The sequence below is a fragment of the Ectothiorhodospira sp. 9100 genome (assembly GCF_022227565.1).
Lineage (GTDB): Bacteria > Pseudomonadota > Gammaproteobacteria > Ectothiorhodospirales > Ectothiorhodospiraceae > Ectothiorhodospira > Ectothiorhodospira marina.
The window spans coordinates 77,445-100,890 of sequence record NZ_JAJNAN010000004.1 but is presented as its reverse complement, the minus strand read 5'-3'; the positions used below and the strand labels follow the sequence as shown (position 1 = coordinate 100,890).

Annotated in this window: 12 protein-coding genes; 8 read left to right on the top strand and 4 right to left on the bottom strand. The window is 65.8% G+C overall.

All coding sequences use genetic code 11. The features are described from left to right. Positions 1-246: 246 nt before the first annotated feature. Positions 247-2,838: a Fe/S-dependent 2-methylisocitrate dehydratase AcnD gene (gene acnD / locus LPW29_RS02655; protein WP_238626735.1), complete on the top strand. Its 2,592-nt coding sequence runs from the start codon at positions 247-249 to the stop codon at positions 2,836-2,838. Continuing rightward, on the top strand, positions 2,838-4,019 hold the full coding sequence (gene prpF / locus LPW29_RS02650) for a 2-methylaconitate cis-trans isomerase PrpF (RefSeq protein WP_238626695.1): 1,182 nt from the start codon (positions 2,838-2,840) through the stop codon (positions 4,017-4,019). Before acnD ends, prpF begins: the two co-directional genes overlap by 1 nt. Here prpF and recD read toward each other — a convergent pair. The 4 genes from recD to LPW29_RS02630 are packed head-to-tail and all read right to left on the bottom strand — an operon-like array spanning position 3,994 to position 14,967. Beyond that, on the bottom strand, positions 3,994-6,141 hold the full coding sequence (recD, locus tag LPW29_RS02645; RefSeq protein WP_238626694.1) for an exodeoxyribonuclease V subunit alpha: 2,148 nt from the start codon (positions 6,139-6,141) through the stop codon (positions 3,994-3,996). The genes prpF and recD overlap by 26 nt on opposite strands. Beyond that, positions 6,138-10,034: an exodeoxyribonuclease V subunit beta gene (gene recB / locus LPW29_RS02640; RefSeq protein ID WP_238626693.1), complete on the bottom strand. Its 3,897-nt coding sequence runs from the start codon at positions 10,032-10,034 to the stop codon at positions 6,138-6,140. The genes recD and recB overlap by 4 nt, the downstream gene beginning before the upstream one ends. Then, positions 10,031-13,579: an exodeoxyribonuclease V subunit gamma gene (gene recC / locus LPW29_RS02635; RefSeq protein WP_238626691.1), complete on the bottom strand. Its 3,549-nt coding sequence runs from the start codon at positions 13,577-13,579 to the stop codon at positions 10,031-10,033. Before recC ends, recB begins: the two co-directional genes overlap by 4 nt. A gap of 2 nt (positions 13,580-13,581) precedes the next feature. Further along, the gene (locus LPW29_RS02630; RefSeq protein WP_238626690.1) at positions 13,582-14,967 is read right to left on the bottom strand and encodes a pyridoxal phosphate-dependent decarboxylase family protein; all 1,386 of its coding nucleotides are present in this window, start codon (positions 14,965-14,967) and stop codon (positions 13,582-13,584) included. 461 nt (positions 14,968-15,428) lie between these two features. Here LPW29_RS02630 and LPW29_RS02625 point away from each other — a divergent pair, with 461 nt between their 5' ends. The 6 genes from LPW29_RS02625 to fliE all read left to right on the top strand — a co-directional run bounded on the left by LPW29_RS02625 (position 15,429) and on the right by fliE (position 23,440). After that, a complete protein-coding gene (locus LPW29_RS02625; RefSeq protein ID WP_238626689.1) occupies positions 15,429-18,176 on the top strand; it encodes a hypothetical protein in 2,748 nt (915 codons plus the stop codon). Positions 18,177-18,341: 165 nt separating this feature from the next. Further along, the gene (locus LPW29_RS02620; RefSeq protein WP_238626688.1) at positions 18,342-19,607 is read left to right on the top strand and encodes an alginate export family protein; all 1,266 of its coding nucleotides are present in this window, start codon (positions 18,342-18,344) and stop codon (positions 19,605-19,607) included. Between the two features lie 78 nt (positions 19,608-19,685). Then, a complete protein-coding gene (locus LPW29_RS02615; protein WP_090253869.1) occupies positions 19,686-20,243 on the top strand; it encodes a PilZ domain-containing protein in 558 nt (185 codons plus the stop codon). Positions 20,244-20,375: 132 nt separating this feature from the next. Further along, positions 20,376-21,866 carry a sigma-54 dependent transcriptional regulator gene (locus LPW29_RS02610; RefSeq protein WP_238626686.1) on the top strand — a complete coding sequence of 497 codons (1,491 nt, stop codon included), beginning with the start codon at positions 20,376-20,378 and terminating at the stop codon, positions 21,864-21,866. A 142-nt stretch (positions 21,867-22,008) separates the two neighbouring features. Next, a complete protein-coding gene (locus tag LPW29_RS02605; RefSeq protein WP_274520300.1) occupies positions 22,009-23,037 on the top strand; it encodes a sigma-54 interaction domain-containing protein in 1,029 nt (342 codons plus the stop codon). A 73-nt stretch (positions 23,038-23,110) separates the two neighbouring features. After that, positions 23,111-23,440, top strand: coding sequence for a flagellar hook-basal body complex protein FliE (gene fliE, locus LPW29_RS02600; protein WP_238626684.1), 330 nt, complete (start codon positions 23,111-23,113; stop codon positions 23,438-23,440). Positions 23,441-23,446: the final 6 nt, after the last annotated feature.

Sequence of the window (23,446 nt, the reverse complement as noted above, 5' to 3'; positions counted from 1 at the left end):
TTTTTTTGTGGGAGCGGGCCTGCCCGCGAGTGGGGTTGGGATTGCCACTGAAGTCCTTTCTGGCATGGGCTTCGCGGCCGGGGGCCGCTCCCACGGGGGATTCTCCCAGAAAAGGTGTCTGTCCCCGTTTTGCTTTTTGGCCTGCACTTTTGGCATGTCGTCGTGAAGGTTTATACTTCCGGCACCCGCGCTGGATGTCGACAATCCCTGTGTCCAGCCAGACCACCCTTGACTGAGTTGCCCATGATGAACACTGATTACCGCAAGCCACTGCCAGGCACCCAGCTGGATTACTTTGACACCCGTGCGGCCGTGGAGGCCATTGCGCCTGGGGCCTATGACAGGCTGCCTTATACCTCCCGTGTGCTGGCGGAGAACCTGGTGCGTCGTTGTGATCCGGCGCTGCTCACCGATGCCCTGAAGCAGCACATCGAGCGCAAGCGGGATCTGGACTTCCCCTGGTTCCCGGCGCGGGTGGTGTGTCACGACATCCTGGGGCAGACGGCGCTGGTGGATCTGGCGGGGCTGCGCGATGCCATCGCCGAGCGGGGCGGGGATCCGGCCAAGGTGAACCCGGTGGTGCCCACGCAGCTCATTGTCGACCATTCCCTGTCGGTGGAATACGGTGGCTACGACGAGGATGCCTTCGAGAAGAACCGCGCCATCGAGGATCGCCGCAACGAGGACCGCTTCCACTTCATCGGCTGGACCAAAAAGGCCTTCAAGAACGTGGACGTGATCCCGCCGGGTAACGGCATCCTGCACCAGATCAACCTGGAGCGGATGTCGCCGGTGGTCCATGCCCGCGATGGTGTGGCCTTCCCCGACACCCTGGTGGGGACCGACAGCCATACCCCCCATGTGGATGCCCTGGGCGTGCTGGCCGTGGGCGTGGGTGGCCTGGAGGCCGAGAGCGTCATGCTGGGCCGGGCCTCGTACATGCGCCTGCCGGACATCATCGGCGTGGAACTGGTGGGCAAGCGCAAGCCGGGCATCACCGCCACCGATATCGTCCTGGCCCTGACCGAGTTCCTGCGTCAGGAGAAGGTGGTCTCTGCCTACCTGGAATTCTGTGGCGAAGGGGTGAAGGAGCTGAGCCTGGCCGACCGCGCCACCATCTCCAACATGACCCCGGAATTTGGCGCCACCGCCGCCATGTTCCACATCGACGAGCAGACCATCGACTACCTCAAGCTCACCGGCCGCGAAGACGAGCAGGTGAAGCTGGTGGAGACCTACGCCCGCGAGGCCGGTCTGTGGGGCGATGACCTGAAGAACGTGGAATACGAGCGCCGACTGCGCTTTGATCTGTCCACGGTGGTGCGCAACATGGCCGGCCCCTCCAACCCCCACAAGCGCCTGGCCACCGCCGACCTGGCGGCCCGGGGGATCTCCGGCAAGGTGGAGAACGAACCCGGCAAGATGCCCGATGGCGCCGTGATCATCGCCGCCATCACCAGCTGCACCAATACCAGCAACCCACGCAACGTGGTGGCGGCCGGCCTGCTGGCCCGCAATGCCAACGCCCGGGGCCTGGTCCGCAAGCCCTGGGTGAAGAGCTCCTTCGCCCCCGGCTCCAAGGCGGTGCAACTGTACATGGAAGAGGCGGGGCTGCTGCCGGAGCTGGAAAAGCTGGGTTTTGGCATCGTGGCCTTTGCCTGCACCACCTGCAACGGCATGAGTGGCGCCCTGGACCCGAAGATCCAGCAGGAGGTCATCGACCGGGATCTCTACGCCACCGCCGTGCTCTCGGGCAACCGTAACTTCGACGGGCGCATCCACCCCTACGCCAAGCAGGCCTTCCTGGCCTCGCCGCCCCTGGTGGTGGCCTACGCCATCGCCGGCACCATTCGTTTTGACATCGAAAAGGACGTGCTGGGTGTGGACGCCGACGGTAACGAGGTCACCCTCAAGGACCTGTGGCCCAGCGATGAAGAGATCGACGCCATCATCGCCAGCAGCGTCAAGCCGGAGCACTTCCGGCAGGTGTACGAGCCCATGTTCCAGGTGAAGACCGAGGCGGCACAGCAGATCAGCCCCTTGTACGAATGGCGGCCCCAGAGCACCTACATCCGTCGCCCGCCCTACTGGGAAGGGGCCCTGGCGGGAGAGCGCGCCCTCAAGGGCATGCGCCCGCTGGCGGTGCTGGGTGACAACATCACCACCGATCACCTGTCGCCCTCCAATGCCATCCTGCTCGACAGTGCCGCCGGGGAATACCTGGCGAAGATGGGCCTGCCGGAAGAGGACTTCAACTCCTATGCCACCCACCGGGGCGATCACCTGACCGCCCAGCGGGCCACCTTTGCCAATCCCAAGCTCATCAACGAGATGGCCGTGGTGGACGGGGAGGTGAAGCAGGGCTCCCTGGCCCGTATCGAACCGGAAGGCCAAGTCACCCGCATGTGGGAGGCCATCGAGACCTACCAGGAGCGCAAACAGCCCCTGATCATCATCGCCGGGGCCGACTACGGTCAGGGCTCCAGCCGTGACTGGGCCGCCAAGGGCGTGCGCCTGGCCGGTGTGGAGGCCATCGCCGCCGAAGGGTTCGAGCGCATCCATCGCACCAACCTGGTGGGCATGGGCGTGCTGCCTCTGGAGTTCGAGGCCGGCACCACCCGCAAGACCCTGGCCATCGATGGCACGGAAACCTTCGATGTGAAGGGCGAACTGGCCCCCCGGGCGAATCTCACCCTGGTGATCCATCGCAAGAACGGCGAAACCGTGGAGGTGCCCGTGACCTGCCGCCTGGATACGAAAGAAGAGGTCTCCATCTATGAAGCGGGCGGCGTGCTGCAGCGCTTTGCCAAGGACTTCCTGGAAGCGGAGGGCGCCTGATGAGCCATGTTCCCCAAGTGAAGATCCCTGCCACCTACATGCGGGGTGGCACCAGCAAGGGCGTGTTCTTCCGCCTGGATGACCTGCCCCAGGTGGCACAGATCCCCGGGGCCGCCCGGGATGCCCTGCTGCTGCGGGTGATCGGCAGCCCCGACCCCTATGGCAAGCAGATCGATGGCATGGGCGGGGGCGTGTCCAGCAACAGCAAGACGGTGATCCTGTCGCGCAGCACCCAGCCGGATCATGACGTGGATTACCTGTTCGGTCAGGTCTCCATCGACAAGCCCTTTGTGGACTGGAGCGGCAACTGCGGCAATCTGACCGCCGCAGTGGGGGCCTTTGCCATCAGCGCCGGCCTGGTGGATGCCGAGCGCATCCCCCACAACGGCACCGCCATCGTGCGTATCTGGCAGGTGAACATCCAGAAGACCATCATCGCCCATATCCCCATCACCGATGGGGCGGTGCAGGAGACGGGGGATTTCGAACTGGATGGGGTGACCTTTCCCGCTGCCGAGGTGCAGGTGGAGTTCATGGAACCGGCCGATGACAGTGGCGGCTCCATGTTCCCTACGGGCAACCTGGTGGACGACCTGGAGGTGCCGGGTATCGGCACCTTGAAGGCCACCATGATCAATGCCGGCATCCCCACGGTGTTCGTCAATGCCGATGACATCGGCTATACCGGCACCGAACTGCAGGATGACATCAACGGGGACCCCAAGGCCCTGGCGATGTTCGAGACGCTCAGGGTCCACGGGGCCGTGCGCATGGGCCTGGTGCAGTCGGTGGAAGAGGCCGGCCAGCGCCAGCATACCCCCAAGATCGCCTTTGTGGCCCCGCCCAGGGACTACGTGGCCTCCAGCGGCAAAAAGGTAGCGGCAGGTGATGTGGATCTGCTGGTGCGGGCCCTGTCCATGGGCAAGCTGCATCACGCCATGATGGGCACGGCGGCCGTGGCCATCGGCACGGCGGCGGCCATCCCCGGCACGCTGGTCAACCAAGCGGCCGGCGGCGGCGATCGCACCTCGGTCCATTTTGGCCACCCCTCAGGCACCCTGCGGGTGGGGGCCGAGGCCACCCTGGAGGGTGGCGAATGGAAGGTGGTCAAGGCGGTGATGAGCCGCAGTGCCCGGGTGCTCATGGAAGGCTGGGTCAGGGTGCCGGGGGATGCCTTCTGAGCAGGCGCCCACTCAGACCGCTGTCCCGGTTCACCCGGCGGGTGATGGCCTCGCCCAGTACCGAGGCCTGGCTGTAGAACAGGGTGAACCGGGTGCGTGAGCGGGTGATGGCGGTGTAGAGCAACTCCCGGGTGAGCACCGGGTTGGGGGCATCCGGCAGGATCAGCGCCGTGTGTTCGAACTCCGAGCCCTGGGACTTGTGCACCGTCATCGCAAACACGGTCTCCACCGCCTGCAGGCGGCTGGGCAGCACCCAGCGCACCTGTCCGCCCTCGCCCGGGAAGGCCACCCGCAGTACCGTGCGCACCTCGCCGTTCTGGCGCACCGGTACGGGCAGGGTGATGCCGATGTCACCGTTCATCAGGTTCAGGGTGTAGTCGTTGCGGGTGATGAGCACCGGTCGTCCGGCAAACCATTGACGCTGGGCGGGGGCGCCCGCGTCCGCCTCTCCGGGCAGCAGGCGGGCGGCGCGCAGCACCTGAATGATGCGGGTGTTGAGCCCGGTTACACCCCAGGGCCCATCGCGCAGGGCGGTGAGCAACTGAAACTGCCGCTGGGCCTGAAGGATGTCGTGGGCCCAGGCATCGACGCGGGCCGACGCATCGGGATCATCCGGGCGCTGTTCCAGTCGTTGCAGGTAGCCCGCATACCCCTCCCTGACCTGTTCATCGAAACGGGGATCGGCCTCATCCACCAGCTGAATCGCCGCCACACTGCCCAGCGTACTGTCGGGCTCCGCGGCCGATCGTTCAAAGACCGCGCGCACCGCCGCCAGGGCGGCATCGGGATCTCGTGGGTCCTGCTGTGGATCATTCACCCGGGCCGCCAGGGCGCCGATACCGCCCTGATCGCTGAAGCGGTGACTGGTGCGCAGCATGGCCACCGCCTGATCCAGTGCCCCCCCGTTCGCATCCACCATCGCCTCCGGCACGTCCTGACCACTGACCCGTGCCAGCCAGTCCCGGGTGTCGGGGGTGTAATGGGCCCGATGGGCACGCTGGCACAGATCACCCAGCACGGCGCCGGCCTCCACCGAGGCCAGCTGATCCTTGTCTCCCAACAGGATCAGCCGGGCCTCGGGGCGCAGGGCATCCAGCAGGTGCACCATCATCTCCACGTCCACCATGGAGGCCTCGTCCACCACCACCACATCGGCGGCCAGGGGGTTGCCCGGGTGGTGGCAAAAACGCCGGCTGTCGGGCCGCGGGCCCAGCAGCCGGTGCAGGGTCTTCACACGGGTGGGTATCGGCCCCACCGGGGAGGCGATGCCCTCGGCGGGTGGCAGGGCGTTCACCTGGGCGTTGATGGATTCATTCAGGCGCGCGGCGGCCTTGCCGGTGGGGGCGGCCAGCTCGATGCGCAGGGCAGGCAGGTCCTGCACGGCCGCCAGGCGCTGCAACAGGGCCAGCAGACGCACCACGGTGGTGGTCTTGCCGGTGCCCGGCCCCCCGGTGAGGATGAAAAAGCCGCTGCGGGCCGCCAGGGCGCAGGCCAGGCGCTGCCAGTCCGGTCCCGGACCTGGCGATGACGAGGGCGCGGGTGCTCGATCGCCGGCCGGCTGGAACAGGGTGTCCAGCAGCCGGGCCAGCGGCGTCTCGGGAAGGGGCAGCGGTTGCTGCAGGCGGCCCTGTATCCCTTCGGCGATGCGCTGCTCATAGGCCCAGTAGCGGCGCAGGTAGAGCAGGGGACGTTCCGGGTCGCCATCCAGCACCAGGGGACGCGGATCGACCGGGTCCCGCGCATCTTCCGCACGGCTGATGGCCGAACTGGCCCGCAGGCGCGCCACCCAGTCCGTCAGGGTCAGCGCCCCCAGCTCGCGGCCCAGGGCAAGACGGATGCCCTGGGCCAGGGGCTGATCGTCCCGCAGGCGGGTGAGCAGGGTCTGCGGGTGATGCAGGGCCTGGGCGAGATCCAGGCACACATGGCCGTGGCCATTGCGTTCGCTGGTGAGCGCAATGGCCAGCAGCACGGCGGGATCATCCTCCGGGGCCTGGGTGTGGATGAAGCGTGTCAGCGACAGATCCAGGGCACGGATGGCGCCGGCGGCGGCCCATTCACCCAGCAGGGCCAGGGTGGGGTGGGGCGGGTGTTCCTGATGGGCCTCGGGGTGTTGCGCCATCATGCCAGCGCCCCCATCCGGGTGGGGCGCTGCCCCATGAAGAGGGCGTCCAGGGCCTCGATCAACGCCCGGGGCGGGCGATGGGTGTGCAGGCCAAGAGCCGGTCCCCCGGCGCCGCGCAGAAAGGCATAGACGGCCCCGCCCATGTGCTGATCATAATCGTAGTCCGGCAGGCGCAGGCTCAGTTGTCGATGCAGGGCCAGCAGGTAGATGAGGTACTGCAGGTCGTAGCGATGATGCAGGACGGCGTCCTCCATGGCGGCCGTGGAATAGGCCGGATCGTCCGGGCCCAGCCAGTTGGATTTCCAGTCCAGGACGTAATAGCGCCCCTGGTGTTCGAAGGCCAGGTCGATGAAGCCCTTGAGCATGCCATTGAGCCGTGCCGGGTCCAGCCCGGGCCGGCGCCGGCCCGGCAGGCAATGGGCCTGGGCCAGTCGATCCAGGTCCCGGGTATCCACCCGGGTGGCGGCGAACCAGAATTCCATCTCCACCTGCAGTGACTCGGGCGCCAGATCGGCCAGGGTCAGCGTGGTGGCCGAGGTTCCGGGCGCCGTGGGGAGGGCCCAGGGGGTGGTGAGATAGGCGGCCAGCCAGGCATCCAGGGGCTCGATCCAGTCGGTCAGGCCCCTGAGCTGGCAGCGCCGGGCCAGCATGTCCCGGCGTGCCTCCGGGCAGTGGGCGGCGGCGGCAAACCCCGCTGCCCGATCGGCGGGGTCTTGGGCCCGGGCCTCGGTGGCGGCCCATTCCATGATGCCGTGCAGGAAGTTGCCCACCTGGCGCCCCCGGGGCAGGGTATGCAGCCCGGCCAGGGGCGTGCCCGGTGGCGCGGCGTGGGTTCGGGCCGGCTGGGCGGGGGGCGGCACTGGGGGCTCATCGGCCAGGCCTTCTTCCCTTCCCAGTTCGTCATCGGCGGTCTCGGCCGCCGGCGGGGGCTCGGCTGCCCCGTCTCCCAGGGGCCCCAGGCGCAGCCCGGAATAACTGGCGATCCACCAGGGCTCGTGACGACAATCCGGTGCCGGCCGGGCCGGGTCCATAACGGGTTGCGGTAGCGGCGAGAGGGGCGTGGGGACGGGGGTGGGAGCCGGTTCCATCTGGATATGGGGGTTGTCCTGGCCCAGGGTCTGGATGGCCTGCTTCAGCTCCAGGGCGCTCTCGAAGGCCTTGCCGCCGTTGAGCACATGGCCCATGGCCGATTTTTCCAGCTGGATCTTGCGGGTGTTGCCGCTCTTGAGGGGGGCGATACCCAGCCAGACGCCATGGCACGCACGGGTGATGGCCACATACAGCAGGCGCATGTCTTCGCTCAAACGGGCATCGTCGGCATCGTCCCAGGCCTGGCGATAGTCATCCCGGCCCGCCGTCTCGATATACCGCGCCTTGTCCCGACGCAGGGGGACCTGGGCTGTGCGCCCATTAACCTCCCGCCAGCTACAGATGAAGGGCAGCAGCACCAGGGGATATTCCAGGCCCTTGGACTTGTGGATGGTGACCACCTGGATGAGCTCCGCGTCACTCTCCAGGCGCACCAGGAATTCCTCGTCATCTGCATCCAGGTGCTCGCTCAGGTGCCGTATCAGGGCCTGCTCCCCGTCCAGGCCCCGGGCGGCCTGCTGCAGCCATTCGGCCAGGTGCAGCAGGTTGGTGAGCACCCGCTCACCTTCCTCGCGCTCCAGCAGCTGGCGGGGCAGGGCCTGGTCGTGCATCAGGCGGCGCAGCATGGCCAGCACGCCCTGGCGCTGCCAGATGCGTTGATAGCCGTGGAACTGCTCCAGCTGGGCCTCCCAGGCCAGCTCATCCTCCTGCCAGCCGGCCAGGGTCTCCAGGGGCAGATCCAGGGTGTTGGTGCCCAGCGCTGCCCGCACCAGGCCCTCATCGGTGGGGCAGGCGCAGGCCCGCAGCCAGTGCAGCAGGTCCCGGGCCTCGCGGGTGCGAAACACCGAGTTGCGATCCGACAGGTACACGCTGTGTATCTGCCGCGCCGCCAGGGCCTGGCGCATGACGGCGGCCTCGGTGCCGGTGCGCACCAGGATGGCAATGTCCCGGGGTCGCAGCGGTTTCCATGCATCGTCCTCGCCTTCCACGGGGCGAAACCCGGCCTCACCGACGCGGGCCGCTTCCAGCCACTGCACGATGCGCGAGGCGGTGGCAGCGGCCAGGGTCTCCCGATAGCTGTCGGGGGAGACGGGTCCCTCGTCCGAGTCCATCATCCAGAAGGTCATGGCCGGCTGCGGGGTACCGTCCAGGATCAGGGTCTCTTGGCGACCCTGGGCCGACACGGGCTGGTAGGGGATGGGGTTCTCGGCGTCATCCCCGGTCTCGGGGCGGAAACGAAAGGCGCCCCTGGGGTGCGCCTCGGCGTGGGTGAACAGTCGGTTGCAGGCCTCCACCATCCCCTGGGTGGAACGGTAGTTGGTGGCCAGGGTGTGATGCCGGCCCCGGGTGGCCTCGCGGGCCGCCAGATAACTGTGGATGTCGGCGCCCCGAAAGCCATAGATGGCCTGCTTGGGGTCGCCGATCATGACCAGGGCGGTGGGGGCCTGGGCGTCCCGAGTGGCCGCAGCGCCATAGACCCGATCGAAGATCCGGTACTGGATGGGATCGGTGTCCTGAAACTCGTCGATCAGGGCCACGGGGAACTGGTGGCGCAGGGTGGCCGCCAGGTGCCTGGCCGGGTCGGCAGCCTCGTCATCACTGCTGGGGGTGAGGGCGATATCCATCTCCCGCAGCAGATCATCAAAGCCCATCTGTGCCTGCTGGCGCAGTCGCTGCGTGAGTTCGCGGCCCACCCACTGGCTGGCATGGGCCAGGATGCAGGCCTTCAGGGGCGGCTCGGTGTGCCCGTCGGGGGCTTCCAGTTCGCGTGCCGCCTGCTGCCACTGGGCGATGGCGGCAAAGGCCGGGTGCAGCATCTCCTCCTGCACCGGGGCCTTGGCCTTGAAGCCAAAGGCCCCCTGGGCAAAGTGGCGCAGCCGGTTGGGAGCGGTCTCACCCTCGCTCCAGGCCTGGATCTCCTTGAGCACCTCGGTGAATTTTTCCGGCTGGGCGCTGCCATGGCGGGTGCCGTTCAGGTGAGGCTGCAGTGTCCACAAATGGGCCTCGATGGCCTGCCGGTCGGCCTGCCACTGTTCCCGGGCCGCCTGCTCCAGGGTGTCCACCTGATCCTGCCGGGCCTGGCGCTCCAGGGCCCGGTCCAGGGCCGAACGCAGGTCCGGACAATGCAGGGGGCGGCCCTGGTAGGAGAGCCCGGCATCCCGCTGGCGCAGCCAGGGGAGCAGGTGTCCGTGCAGGTGCTCGGGCGAGGTGATGGCCTGACGGACGCAGCGGGCCTCGGCGGCGGGCAGGGGGTAGAAATGCACCCGCCAGTAGTCCCTGAGGATCTCGTTGATCAGGTCGGTCTGGTCGGTGGTCACCTCCCGCTGGAACAGCCCCCGGGTCTCGAAGGCGTGTTCCTTGAGCATGCGCTGACACCAGCCATGGATGGTGGAGATCATGGCCTCGTCCATCCATTCGGCGGCCAGGCGCAGGGTGCGCGCGCAGCCGGGCCAGCGCTCGGGGGGGTGGTCGCTGCGCAGTCGATGCAGCGGGTGGGCCGCTGTGGTGGGATCGGCGGGGGGCAGCGCCTGAGGGTCCGCCTCGAACCAGGTGGCCGCCTCCACCAACCGGCTGCGGATGCGTTCGCGCAGTTCCTGGGTGGCGGCCTCGGTGAAGGTGACCACCAGGATCTCCGGTGGCATCAGCCCGCGCTCAAACGCGGTGTGTGCATCCCCATGGCCCAGCACCAGGCGGGTGTACAGCAGGGCCAGGGTGAAGGTCTTGCCGGTGCCGGCGCTGGCCTCGATGAGACGGCTGTCGCGAAAGGCAAAGCCCAGGGGATCCAGGGTCGTGGGGTTGGTCATGGCTGAGCCCCCTGGGGTGCGATCAGATGGCGGTACAGGGGGCGGTACAGGGCCTCGATGGCCCGGGCGAAACCCGGATCCTCCGCCAGGCTGGCATAGTCGGGCCAGAAGCGCGCAAAGAGGTCGTGCTCATCCCGCTCACTGTTCCACTGATGGTCGCCCTCGTAGAGGGTCTGGGGGGTGGGCCTCACCTTGCCGTCCTCCCACTCGATCAGGGCCGCGAACCCGGTGCGACAAGGCAGGGGCAGGGGGCCTTCAAGGCCTTCCCGGTAGCCCTCCATGAGCTGGATCAACGTGGCCCGGGCGGCGTGGGCGTCCATGGGGGGCAGGATCACCCGGCTCTGCGGACCCAGCAGGCAGGTGGTGGTGGGGGCCTGTAGCTGGGCGGCCAGGTGGCCGGGCCAGTGGCGGATCAGATGATGCCATTGGTAGTCATCCTCCTTCTTCACCAGTCGGCTGGCCTGCAGCACGACCCGCAGCCGGGCCCCCGAGGCATCCTGGCGCAGGCCGGTCAGGGTGTCTTCCAGGGTGATGCCCTCGGCCTCCACCACGATGCCCTGCGCCGGGCAGGCGTGAGGGTGATCCACCAGCAGGGCCTGGTACTGCGTCACCGGCGGCTCCAGGTGGGTGAAAAGCGCTTCTCGCCAGTGGGCGTCGAAGGGGGGCAGGGGCAGCTCGCCGGCCCGGGTCAGGCGCTCTGCGCTGGCGGACAAGTCAAGGGCGCCGGGGTCCGCCGCAGGCCCTCTGGGGGCGGACCGGGTCAGACGTTCGATCAGGGTCGATCGCAGGGACCAGTTGCCCAGGCCGTCCAGGTGGAACGGCTCTTCATCCTCGGCGGGCTGCTCGGCCTCCTGAAGATACAGCCCCAGGCGCTGGCTGTAGAAATGCCGGGCCGGGTGACGCAGGAAGTGCCCCAGTGCCCCCAGGCTGATGGGGGCATCCAGCGTCGGTGGGGGGAGTCGGGGCAGGGGGCGGACCGCGGGCAGGGGGGTCGTTGAGAGGGACTGCCACTCGTGGGCATGGGTGAACACCCGCGCGGGCCGGTCGGGATCGAAATAGCGGGCACTGAAGGGTTGCAGGGGGTGCTCGGTGGTCAGGGCCCGGATCAGCTCCGTGCCTTCGTCTCCCTCGCCATTCTGGGGTGCATCGTCCTGGGGTGGCCCCAGGCGCCAGCCGGCGGCGATGTGATCCCGCAGCTGCCCCACCAGGACGGAGGGGGGCCGCTGGCTGTTGTCGCGGATGCTGCGCCCCACCCAGCTGATCACCAGGCGCTCCCGGGCGGAGAGCAGGGCCTCCAGGAAGAGATAGCGATCATCCTCCCGGCGGGAGCGGTCGCCGGGTCGGTAGTCCCGGGCCATCAGGTCGAAATCCGCCGGGTGGTGACTGCGGGGGTAGTCGCCATCGTTCATGCCCAGCAGCCAGATCTGCCGAAAGGGCACGGCCCGCATGGGCATGAGGGTGGCAAAGTTCACGGCCCCGCCCAGGAAGTGCTGGTTCAGGGTGGGCTCGTCCACGGCACTGAGCAGGGTGTCGCGCACCACCTCCAGGGGCAGGAGTTCCTGATCGGCGCCGGCGGCCTGGCAATCGGTCACCCATTGTTCCAGGGCCTGGCCCACGCGGGTGATGGCGCGGTGATCCGCGTCGCTGTCGATGGCAAAGCAGTCATCCATGAGCTGGAGGATCACGCCCATCCATGCCTGGGGGGTGCGGGAGGTCTGCAGTGTGTGCCAGGCCTCGCCCAGGGTCTGAAGCAGCTGATCCAGGGGGCCAATCAGCGCCGCCTCCAGGCCCCCCACCTCATCGTAGGGCTCCACCCCCCGCCAGGGGCCGGCATCATCGCTGGCAAAGCCCAGCAGCATGCGGCGCAGGCCGAACTGCCAGGTGTTCTGTTCCAGGCCCGGGGGCAGACCCAGACCGGTGCGCTGGCGGGCGTCCAGGCCCCAGCGGATGTTCGCGCCTTGTATCCACTGGCGCAGCCGGGGCAGGTCGGCCTCGGCGATGTCAAAGCGGTCCCTGAGGGCCGGGATGTCCAGAAGATCCAGGATATCGCTGACCGAGAATCGGGCCTGGGGCAGGTTGAGCAGACGCTCCAGCCCGATCAGTACCGGGTTGCGGTGGCGTTGTCCCTGGTCGGCGATATGAAAGGGGATATGCCGCGGGTCGCCCGGGCCGATGCGCCCGAAGACGGCCTCGATGTGGGGGGCGTAGGTCTCCACATCCGGCACCATCACCAGGATCTCCCGCGGGGGCAGGGGGCTACCCTGAGCGTGGGCCTGCTGGAAGGCATCCAGCAGCTGATCGTGCAGCACCTCCACCTCCCGCTGCGGACCATGGGCCACCAGGAATTCCAGGCTGCGGTCCGCGTCGGGGTCGATGGTGGTGCCCAGTGCCCGGCGCTCACTGAGGGGGCGCAGTTCCAGGATGTCGTCCTGGAGTTGCTGCAGCAGGGTGTTCTGGCCCGGGGATTCGAACAGGTCGATGGACAGGCTCTGGGCCTGAAAGTGGGCCTCGTACTGTTCCCGCTGATCGTGTTCATCCAGCAGGCGGATGTAGTCCCGGCCCTGCTTGCCCCAGGCGGCCAGCAGGGGGTGGCCGTGCAGGTGCATCTCATCGGGTTCCACGCCGTCGGGCACTTTGCGGGCGCTCAGGCGCCGATAACCGCGGCGAAACAGGTCCCGGCCCTCGATGATGTCCCCCCAGTAATGGCAGCTGGGGTTATGGACGAACAGCATCACCTGGCTGACCGGGGCGATGCCCTCCAGTACCTCCAGGGTCTGGCGGGGCAGGGAGGAGATGCCGAACACGATCACCCGGCGGGGCAGCCCGGCGGGCCGGTTGGTCGAGGTGAAGGACCGGGAGGCCTTGAGAAATCGCTGGTGGATCGCCGCGCGGCTGTCGCCGGGGTCGTGCTCATCCCGGGCGATGTCCTCGAGCAGGGCCCGCCACAGCAGGGGTTGCCAGCGCTGGGTCTGGGGCACGGGATCCGTCCGACCATCGGGGCGGATGAGCACATCCTCGCCCGCCTCCCAGGCCTGCAGCCAGTCGCTGCGATACACTTGGTACTGGTCGAACAGGTCCGCCAGGCGCATGGCCAGTTGATGGCGCCGGCGCACATCGTCGTCCGTGTGCAGAAAGCCCCGCAGGGGCTGCAGCTGATCCATGGTGCCCGGCGTCGTCGCCAGGGCATCCAGATCCCCCAGCATGCGGTACAGCCGCCAGCCCAGGGGGGCCTTGTGAAAGGCGGAGACATCCGGCAGGTCGCCCAGCACCTGGCAGTAGGTGTTCCAGATGAAGCGGGCGGGCAGGGTGACCTCCAGGGCGGCGGCGATGCCGCAGCCACTGCCCGCATCCCCCGCATCCCGGGCCAGGGCGAGCTTGAGCCACTGCCCGATGCCGTTGCTTTGCACCAGGATGACCTCGTTCTCCAGCGGGCGCAGCGGGTGGCTACGCATCCAGGTGGTCATCAGGTCCCCGAGGGCCTCCAGGCGATTCCCCTGGATGAGCATGAAGCCCGTGGGCCAGGCGTCCGTGTGGGCGGTGTCCATGGTCAAAGCAGTTCCTTCACGACCTCGTACACGCACATCACATCCTCGCGGGTACAGTCGAACTGCCCCACCTGGACGCGGATGATGAGACGGCCGTGGTGACGGGTCTGGGTGAGATAGACGCGCCCATCATCGTTGATGCGCTTGAGCAGGGCCTCGGTGGCGGCATCGCCCGAATCCAGGGCGAAGCTGAACAGCGACAGCTGCGGGTGGGTGACGATCTGGATGCCTGGCAGGGTGGCCAGGGTCTCGGCCAGCTCCTCGGCCCAGGCTACGTGATTGTGGATGCGCTGGCGCAGGCCCTCCAGGCCATAGGCGCGCAAGGTGAACCAGATCTTCAGCGCGCGAAAGCGCCGGCCCAGGGGCACGGTCCATTCATTGAAGTCGGTCATGGACTCGGACTTGCCCAGGGTCTTCAGGTAGTCAGGGCGCAGGCCCAGGGTGCGGACCTGGGGGTCGGGATTGGCCAGGAACTGCACCGAACAGTCGAACTGCACGCCCAGCCACTTGTGGGGGTTGAAGACGATGCTGTCGGCGCCGTCGATGCCTTCCCACAGGTGCCGGTATTCCGGGCAGATCATGGCCGAACCGGCCCAGGCGGCATCCACATGGGTGGGCAGACCATGTACCCGGGCCACGGCGACACCATCGGCGATGCGGTCGCAGGCACCGATCCCGGTGCCGCCCACACACAGGATGATGCCGGCGGGCAGATGGCCGGCCTCACGGTCGGCGCGGATGGCAGCGTCCAGGGCCTTCATGTCCATGGCGTGTTCGGCATCGGTGGGGATCTTGACCAGGTTCTCCTGACCGATGCCGGCGATGCGCACATCCTTGTCGATGGAGGAATGCACATGGCTGGAGGCATAGAGGCGCAGCGTCGGCTGCCCCTGCAGCCCCTGGGCGTTGCCCAGCCAGTTCAATGCCTGCTCGCGCATGGTGAGGATGGCGGAGAGGGTGGCGGTGGTGGCGCTGTCGTGCAGGGTGCCGGTGAAGTGTGGGTCCAGCCCCAGGGCGTCGCGCAGCCAGATCACCATGGCCTCTTCCATCTCCGTGGCCGCCGGCGAGGTCTGCCAGAGCATGGCCTGGGCGGCCATGGCGTTGGCCAGTTGCTCGGCCAGCATGGAGGCAGGCGAGGCGTTGCCGGGGAAGTAGGCGAAGAACCGCGGATGCTGCCAGTGGGTCATGGCATCGGGCACGATGCGGGCAAAGTCCTCGAAGATGGCCTCCATGGGCTCGGGCTTTTCCGGGGCCTGGCCGGGGAGTTGGGCGCGGGTGTCGCCGGGACGGGTCTGGGCCCGAACGGGCCGGTCACGCAGGCCCTGATGATAGTCGTGGATCCAGTCCGCCGCCCGTTTGGACCAGTCCTGCAGGTCATCATGGTTCATCGGTGAGTCCTTGGCTCCATTGCGATGGGCCAGTGTACTGAGTTGGAGTCCTGTTCCGCCATCGTTACCCGCTGGTCCTGGGGAGAGGGTGTGCTCGTGGTGAGCGCTGTACGGGCCGTTCGTGAACGGCCCCGGCGGAGTGTCTGGCGTGGGTGATCCATCGGGTGGGGATGGTGGCATCCGATGCGCCGGCCGGGCGCTTCTCGAAGCGCCCCTACTGGTAGGTGGCCCCTACTCGAAGGGTCCCTGCTGGAAGCGCCCTTACTGGAAGGGTCCCTAATCGATACTCACCGGGTCAATGGCACGCCCCCCGAAGCGGTACGCTGGCTTGTAGGGAGTGGGGCTTAGTATGATCGGGGCATGTATCCATTCCCAGTGTCAGGAAAAACGCTTCGTCAGCCAAATGGCCTGGATGATCGGTCGGGGCGCGTTGCAGTGGCCCCTGGTCAGGAGGCGGCCCCATGGCCAGGACAGCGATAGAGCCCATGCCCCAGACGGGCCTGAGTGACTGGAAAGCCATCTGGAACCGCCTGGAACCGGGAGACAAGCATCGGGCGATGCTCTCCTTTCTTGAGCGACTGCGGGATCCCGCTTCGCGCCTGGAGATGGTCTGTGATACCACCCTCAAGACCCTGGCGCGGCGCAAGCGTTTCCGGGTCGAAACCCTGCGTCGCATGAAGAATCCGCAACTGGCCGGTGTGCTGCTGCCCAATGCGCCCACCCTGTTCGGCGCCCGGGAGTGGACGCTGCTGTTCCTGGGGTATTTTGCCGATTACAAGTCGCCCATCATGTGCCGGTTCCTGGACCTGTGTGGCGTGCCCCATGATGACCGCGGCTTCGTGGTGGGGGGGGATTCAAGGATCCGCGCTCCCGGGGATGTGCAGGCCACCACGCAGACCTTGGTGGAGGAATTCAGCGCGCGCGAGGTGGCCATCTACTTTCGCGTGCTCACGCAGATGGATCCGCAACTGTGGCATTTCCTGGATCCGGTCCTGCCCGAACTGACCCGGGCCATGGAGGAAGAGGAGGCCGCCCGCGCCCAGGAGGCGGTGGTGGATGCCCAGATCGCCGACACCCTGGAGGTGTCGGAGGACTTCACCCAACTGGATCGGGTGATCCTGGATCAGATCCTGGCGACCCTGAACGGTGACGATCGGGCCCTGAAGCCTAACGAACTGGTGGACCTGGTGGAGTCGGTCCATGCCCTGGATACCACACGGCAGCGTACCTATTTCCATCTGGGTTTCATGGATGCCCTGTTGCCGGAGAGGGAGATCGACGCCGCTCGCCGGGAGATGGATGACGAGCAGCGCCAGTGGTATCTCTCCGGTGTGCTCAGCGCCCATGTGCGGCAGCGGGACCATGATGCTGTCAAGGCAATACTGGCGCGTCATGGCGGGGTGTTCCGGGGCGCGGCCAAGACACCCGGCGGTGCCGGGGCGGGGCTCATCAACGAGGTCTACGGCTACCTGCTGGAGCAGGGCTATGATCGAGAGGCCATGCAACTGCTGCGCGGTCAGCGCTCGCATCTCAGCCCGGCCACCTTCTCCCTGATCCTGGATAAGGCCACCACCGCCATCCGTGAGGGCGATCCGGCCCTGGCCAATGTGCTGCTGGTGGAACTGCGTCAGGGCTTGCCCTATGTGCAGCTGGACCCGGATCAGCGGGAGCGCATGGATACCCTGCTGGAGCGTCGCCTGGGTCAGGCATTGCAGGCCCAGGGGAATTTCATCGGCGCCCGTGAAATCTTCGCGCGGCTCATCGAGGAAGACCGGGTGAATACCCCCTGCCTGCTGGCCGATCGGGGGCTGGTGAGCGGAGGCTTCCGGTCACTGGCGGATGTGGTGCTGCCGGACGATCCGGAGCGGTGTGCCAACACCCTGGTGCAACTGGAGCACGGTGAGGCCTATTTCCGCCAGGCGGTGGATCGTTTCGAGCGCCTGGCCATCAATGCCCATCACGCCCTGGCGGTGCTGGAGTTCCTGCGCTGGTCCGGACCGGATGGCCAGGACGCAGTCCGTGATCGGGCCCTGGTGCATGTGAATGAGGCCCTGATCGGCATGATGAGCGATACCGCATCGACAGCCTACGAGCGGCTGGGGTTGCTGGGTCAATGCCGATTCATGCAGGCGGTGCTGATGATGGCCCGCCTGGACCAGGGCTCGGCCCGTGCCGCTATCGAGTCCTGGCGGGCCATCGCCAACGAAACCGGTCGCTTGCCCCGCTGGGGCGTGCAGCGTTTCCTGGAGTCGGCCGACCTGGTGGAGCCTCGACTGGCCACGGAGATTGCCGAGTGCATCTGGCGTCATGGGGGGGGATCGTCGCTGACCATGATTGATCGACCCGAGTGGTTCGCCGGGTCGGTGTATCTTCAGGACGAACTCCTCACCCTTGCGCGTAATAGCGGCGACAAGTCCGGGGCCGAACAGTGGCGTGTCTGGTCGGTGCTGGTGCCGGCCGCACTGTCGGCAGGGCGCGTGGATGTGGCCCAGGAGGGGCTGGATGCCATGGAGGCCCTGGCCCAGGATTCGCGTTTCTGCGAGCCCATGCTCCAGTGGCTGGAGTACCCCGAGCGCCTGGATCCAGCCTGGTCGGAGGTGGAGATCCTTCGCTCCCGGTTTCGTCTTTACCGACGCCTGGGCCGGGATCCAGAGGCCTTCGCCCAGTTGCGGGCGTTGTTCTACGCCCTGCGTGACACCCGCCCCATGGAGGCGGCCCAGGCGCTGGATCTATTTCGGGAGTGTGATGCCCCGGGTGAGTATTTTGCCGATTTGCATCTGCCGGACACGGCCTCGGACGAGGGTGACGATGCCGACCTGGAAGAACAGTTGCGGGTGGGCGCCCCGGTGAAGGTGCTGTTCGTGGGGGGTAACGAGATCCAGGCCCGCTATACCGACACCATCAGCCGCACCCTGACCGAGGAATGGCCGGGGGTGGTGGTGTCGTTTCGTCACACGGGCTGGTCGTCCAACTGGGGACGGGACGTGGATGTGCTCAAGCGCCAGGCGATCGATGCCGATGCCGTGGTGCTGATGACCATGATGCGCACCACCCTGGGCCGCGCCCTGCGCGAGGCCCTGAACGATCCGCCCCGGCCGTGGATCCCCTGTACGGGCACAGGCAAGCAGGCGTTGCTGGAGAGCATCCGGCGCGCGGCGCGGGTGGGCTTGCAGATGCAATCGGGGCAGGCATCCACCCTGCGGGAATAGCGCTTATGGAGAAGCAGGCGAGACAGATCAAGGGATGATCATGGGCCGCTGGAAAATCGTTATTTACCATGGTAATAACTCACCCCTGAAAAATTCCATGGAAAAGGAGCAGTTTTTTTTAGAACAAGACGACTCGGGGGGAGTATGGGGAGAAAGGTGGTTTCGATGGTGGCAGGTGCGCTGGCGCTGTCCATTGGCATGGGGACGGGCGTGGCCACGGCCGAGTGGGACTGGGGGGGGGGTCTTCGAGTCCGGGTGACGGATCTGAAGGATATTCCCATGACGGTGCCAGCCGAGGTGGATCAACTCTTCAATCGCACCCGCACCCGCCTGTGGGCCAGCTATGCGTTCAGCGAGGACATCCAGTTCAATGGCCGGCTGATGAACGAATTCCGCTTCTACGACAAGGATCGTCAGTACACCCGCGATCACGACCCGCTGGGCGAGATCGTTCCCGATCTGCTCTATGTGGATATCAACAACCTGGCGGGGGGCAGGGTGGACCTGCGTCTGGGCCGCCAGGAACTGATCTACGGTACGGGCAACATCCTGCTCAACGGTACCCCGCGGGATGGTTCCCGCAGCCTGTTTTACAATGCCATCAAGGCTAGCGTGGCCCTGGGGCCGGAGCACAGTGTGGATTTGCTGGCCATCTATAATGAGGCCAAGGATTCGCTGACCCTCAACCGGGAACCGCAACTGACGTTGATCGAGCACGACGAGGCGGCGGCGGGGCTGTATGGGCGTTATGAGGGGGTGGAGGACATGCCCCTGGAGTATTACTGGATCTATAAGGAAGAAAAGGACCGTAGCTACCCGAGGCAGGGGATCGAGGCCGATGCCGATTTCCACACCGTGGGTGTTCGCGCGGCCCCCGACTGGGGCCGGTGGTCCGCCAATCTGGAGATGGCCGTACAGCGGGGCAGTCAGGAGGAGGATGATCTCAAGGGTGAGTTGCTGGATGCCTCGGTCACGCTCCGGCCCGACATGTGGGGTGAAACCCGGCCTGCGTTCACTGCCGGCTTTTACTATCTTTCCGGCAATGAAGGGGGGACCGCGGATAACGAGGGATGGCGCCCGGTGTTCTCCCGCTGGCCGCAGTTCAGTGAGCTGTATGCCTATGGCTTTATCGGCAGTGAGTTCGGGGTGGCCGGCTGGAGCAATCTGAAGGCTCCCTTTGTGGGCCTGGACATGAAACCTTCACCACGCACTTCCCTGAAACTTCGCTATCATCGGATGTACGCGGATGAAAGGGACGGCCCGGGCAATGGTGATCTGCGCGGCGACCTGCTTACCGCGGTGCTGGGGGTGAACCTGGCCGAGAATCTGCGCGGCCACCTGTGGGCCGAGTTCCTGGATCCCGGTCATTACCATGCAAGAGGGGCGGATGATGCCCATTTCCTTCGGGCCAATATTGAATACAGTTTCTAGGTTGGCGGTACGGGGCACCGATCACGGGGCAGGGGTGGGACTCTTGCGCTGCCGGCTGGTCATTGCTGGAATGTCCTCATGACCGTCAGCGATCCCTTCCAGGATGTGCTCGTGATTCAGGATCGCCTGCCGATCCTGCACAGCACCGTGGAGGCCTTGCCCCAGGGGGAGGAACTGGCCCGCATCAATGAGGCCAATGAGGGTCTGCTGAGGGTGTATGTCAGCCTGGATGACGCCTCTTCGCGGGTGAATGAAGAACTTGGGAGCGAGATCTCCCATGAATTGGCTCGCATCGAGACCAAGCTCAATGTGATTCTCGAGATGCTGGGGTCCTTGCTGCACACACAGGTGACGTCACCGGATCCGGTGAACATGCGGATCTCTGCGGAGGGGTTGGGGTGGGTGCAAGGAGAGCGCTTGGAGCCGGGCCAGATGCTGCGCATGCACTGGCACCTGTGCCCGCAATTCCCACGGCCGCTGGAGCTCTACGGCGAGGTGGCCTCGTGCCAGGCGTTGCCGGAGGGTTACGAGATTTCCGTGCGGTTTCGTGGCCTCAGCCCGTTACTTGAAGAGGGTATCCAGAAGCTGGTATTCAGGCGACACCGCCGCAGCGTGGCCCAGTCCCGGTCCCGCTGACCGGGCTTCCGCTTGTCGGTGACATGGTGCGGTATAACGGAAGCGAACCTGTCAGGGGCAGGCCTGGTGGGACATGAGTGAGGTTTTGGGTTTATCCTGCGGGCCCAGCGATTGCTTCCGGCTGACAATTTCATGGCAATTGACGATACAGGCACATTCAACATGATCGATACGCCGCTGCCGCGGATGCCGCGGAGCGTCATGGTGCTTGCCAGCCAGCCAGAGCGCGTTCAGCAACTCAGTACCGTCCTGGAATTCATGGAATGCGATCCCGTGGTGGTCTCGCTGGATGATGTGGCCACGGGTCTGGATACGGATACGTCCTGGCTGATGGTTCTGGTCAGTGGCTGTGTGGGAAGTGCTCGGGACCTGAAATCCCTTGAGGCGTTGAAGAGCCATGAGGGACAGCCGCCGCCCATCGCGCTGGTGGGTGACGAGAGTGAGTTCGGCGCCCTCCCGGAGGAGGTTGCCCCCCGTTTGCTGCGTCGTCTGGATTATCCGCCACGCGTGACGCAATGGTCCGATACCCTGCAGCGCGCCCGGCATCTGGTGGTGAATGGCGTGGATCTGAGTGGCCGGGTTCGACAGGCGCTCTATCAGTCCCTGGTGGGCTGTAATCGGCATATGCAACGTATCCGTGATCACATTGAGCAGGTGGCCATTACGGATGCCAATGTGCTGATCCTTGGTGAGACGGGGACCGGTAAGGAAGTGGTGGCCCGCAATATTCACAATTGCTCTGCCCGGCAGGGCAAGCCCTTTGTGGCCGTCAATTGTGGCGCCATTCCCGGTGAACTCCTGGAGAGCGAGTTGTTCGGGCATGAGAAAGGTGCCTTCACGGGGGCGATCAGTGCCCGCCCTGGGCGTTTTGAGCTGGCTCAGGGCGGGACGTTGTTCCTCAATGAAATCGGTGACATGCCTGTGCCCATGCAGGTCAAGCTGCTGCGGGTGTTGCAGGAACGGACCTTCGAGCGGGTGGGTAGCACCAAGACCCTGACCACGGATGCCCGGATCATCGCGGCCACCCATCGCGATCTGGAGTCGGCCATTGAGGAGGGCGGGTTTCGCGAGGATCTTTACTATCGACTCAATGTATTTCCCATTGAAGTGCCCTCCCTGAAAGAGCGTATCGAAGACCTGCCGCTGTTGATCAGTGAATTGCTCCGCCGCATGGAGGCCGAGGGGCGGGGGTGCGTACGCCTGTCTTCCGGCACACTCCAGGTGCTGGCCCGGCACCCATGGCCGGGCAACGTACGCGAACTGGCCAACCTCATGGAGCGCCTGGCCATCATGCACCCGGGTGGGACCGTGGAGCCGATGGATCTGCCTCGAAAGTTCCGTGGCGACCTCAGTGAGGATGAACTGGAACAGGCCGGGGAGGTGTCGAGTCCCTTCATGGCGAGCGGCGTTGGAGGAGCCGCCAGCGACGGTGTCCCTGATGAAGGTCTCGATCTCAAGGAATATATGGGTGAGCTGGAGATGCGTCTTATCCGGGATGCCCTGGACAAGTCGGGTGGCGTGGTGGCTCAGGCGGCAAAACTCCTGGGCATGCGCCGCACGACGCTGGTGGAGCGGATGCGGAAATTTGGCATTACCCGCGAGGAAGATGCGGCGGAATCTTGACGATTTCTTGAGTGTTAATTTTAAGTTATTGAATATAAATTAATAAATAGATTGGCATGTAACCTGCTTTAGTTCTGGTAAAGGCCCGTCTCGCGCTGCGTCGCTGACAGGTCACAACAGGACACGATGTGGAGCAGGTGCAATGAGTCAAATGACCCTCATGACCACGGAGCCTGATGGCGAGGTTCCGGATCTGGTGGCTGAAGACCCCCGAAGTCGGGATCTCCTGACATTGGCTCGCCGCGTTGCCGCGTCCGAAGTGACGGTGATGATCAACGGCGAATCCGGGGTAGGTAAGGAAGTCTTCGCCCGTTTCATTCATGACCATTCTTCCCGGGCGAACGCCCCCTTCGTGGCGCTGAACTGCGCCGCAATCCCTGAAAATATGCTGGAGGCCATGCTCTTTGGCCATGAGCGGGGTGCCTTCACCGGTGCTTATGAATCCCGGCCGGGCAAATTCGAACTGGCCGAGGGGGGCACCCTGCTGCTCGATGAGATTTCCGAGATGGACCACGGGCTGCAGGCCAAGCTGTTGCGTGTATTGCAGGAGCGGGAGGTGGAACGCCTGGGTGGGCGTCATCCGCGTCCGGTGGATGTGCGTGTTCTAGCCACATCCAATCGCAATCTCCAGGAGGCGGTGGCCGATGGCCAGTTTCGGGAAGACCTCTACTACCGCCTGAACGTGTTTCCCCTTCTGATTCCCCCTTTGCGCGACCGCCCTGGCGATATTCTGCCCCTGGCGCGACGGCTCATTCATGTCCATGGGCGCGGCATCGATCACGCACAACTCACCCAGGCGGCGGCGGCCCGTCTCGTGGATCATCCCTGGCCTGGCAATGTGCGGGAACTGGATAACGTGATCCAGCGCGCCATGATCCTGCGGGATGGGGTGGATATCGATGCTGAATCCCTTCAGTTCGAGGGTGTGACGGGTCTGGATACGTCACTGCAGCCACCGTTCATGGGGCAGGCCGAACACGTATCTTCCTCGGTCATTCGAGATCAGCGACTGGGCGATAACCTGCGCTCCCGCGAGGAGCAGCTGATTCTGGATGCACTGCGGATGGAGGATGGCAGCCGCAAGGACGCTGCCGCCCGGTTGGGCATCAGCCCGCGCACGCTGCGTTACAAATTGGCGAGGTTGCGTGAAGCCGGTGTGACCATTCCTTGAAACTCGACTCCCGTGGGTAGATGGCTTGAGACGACATGGGTCGTGAATTGAATCGTATGTGGAGGGCACTGTCATGAGCGACAGACAAATCAACCAGGTGTTGCAACAGATGCGTTCGCTGGCGGCGAATGCCGGGGTGGAGGGGCAACCTGCCGCGAATCGGGAGATCCAGCCCGGTCAGCCGGATTTTTCCACCATGCTGCGTGAGTCCCTGGACAAGGTGAGCGAGACTCAAAAGTCGAGCGGTGAGCTGGCAACGCGCTTTGAAATGGGCGATCCGGATGTGGATCTGCCCCAGGTCATGGTGGCCAAACAAAAGGCCAGTGTCGCCTTTGAGGCCACTACCCAGATTCGTAACCGTCTGGTGTCCGCATATCAGGACATCATGAACATGCAGGTCTGAGGACCG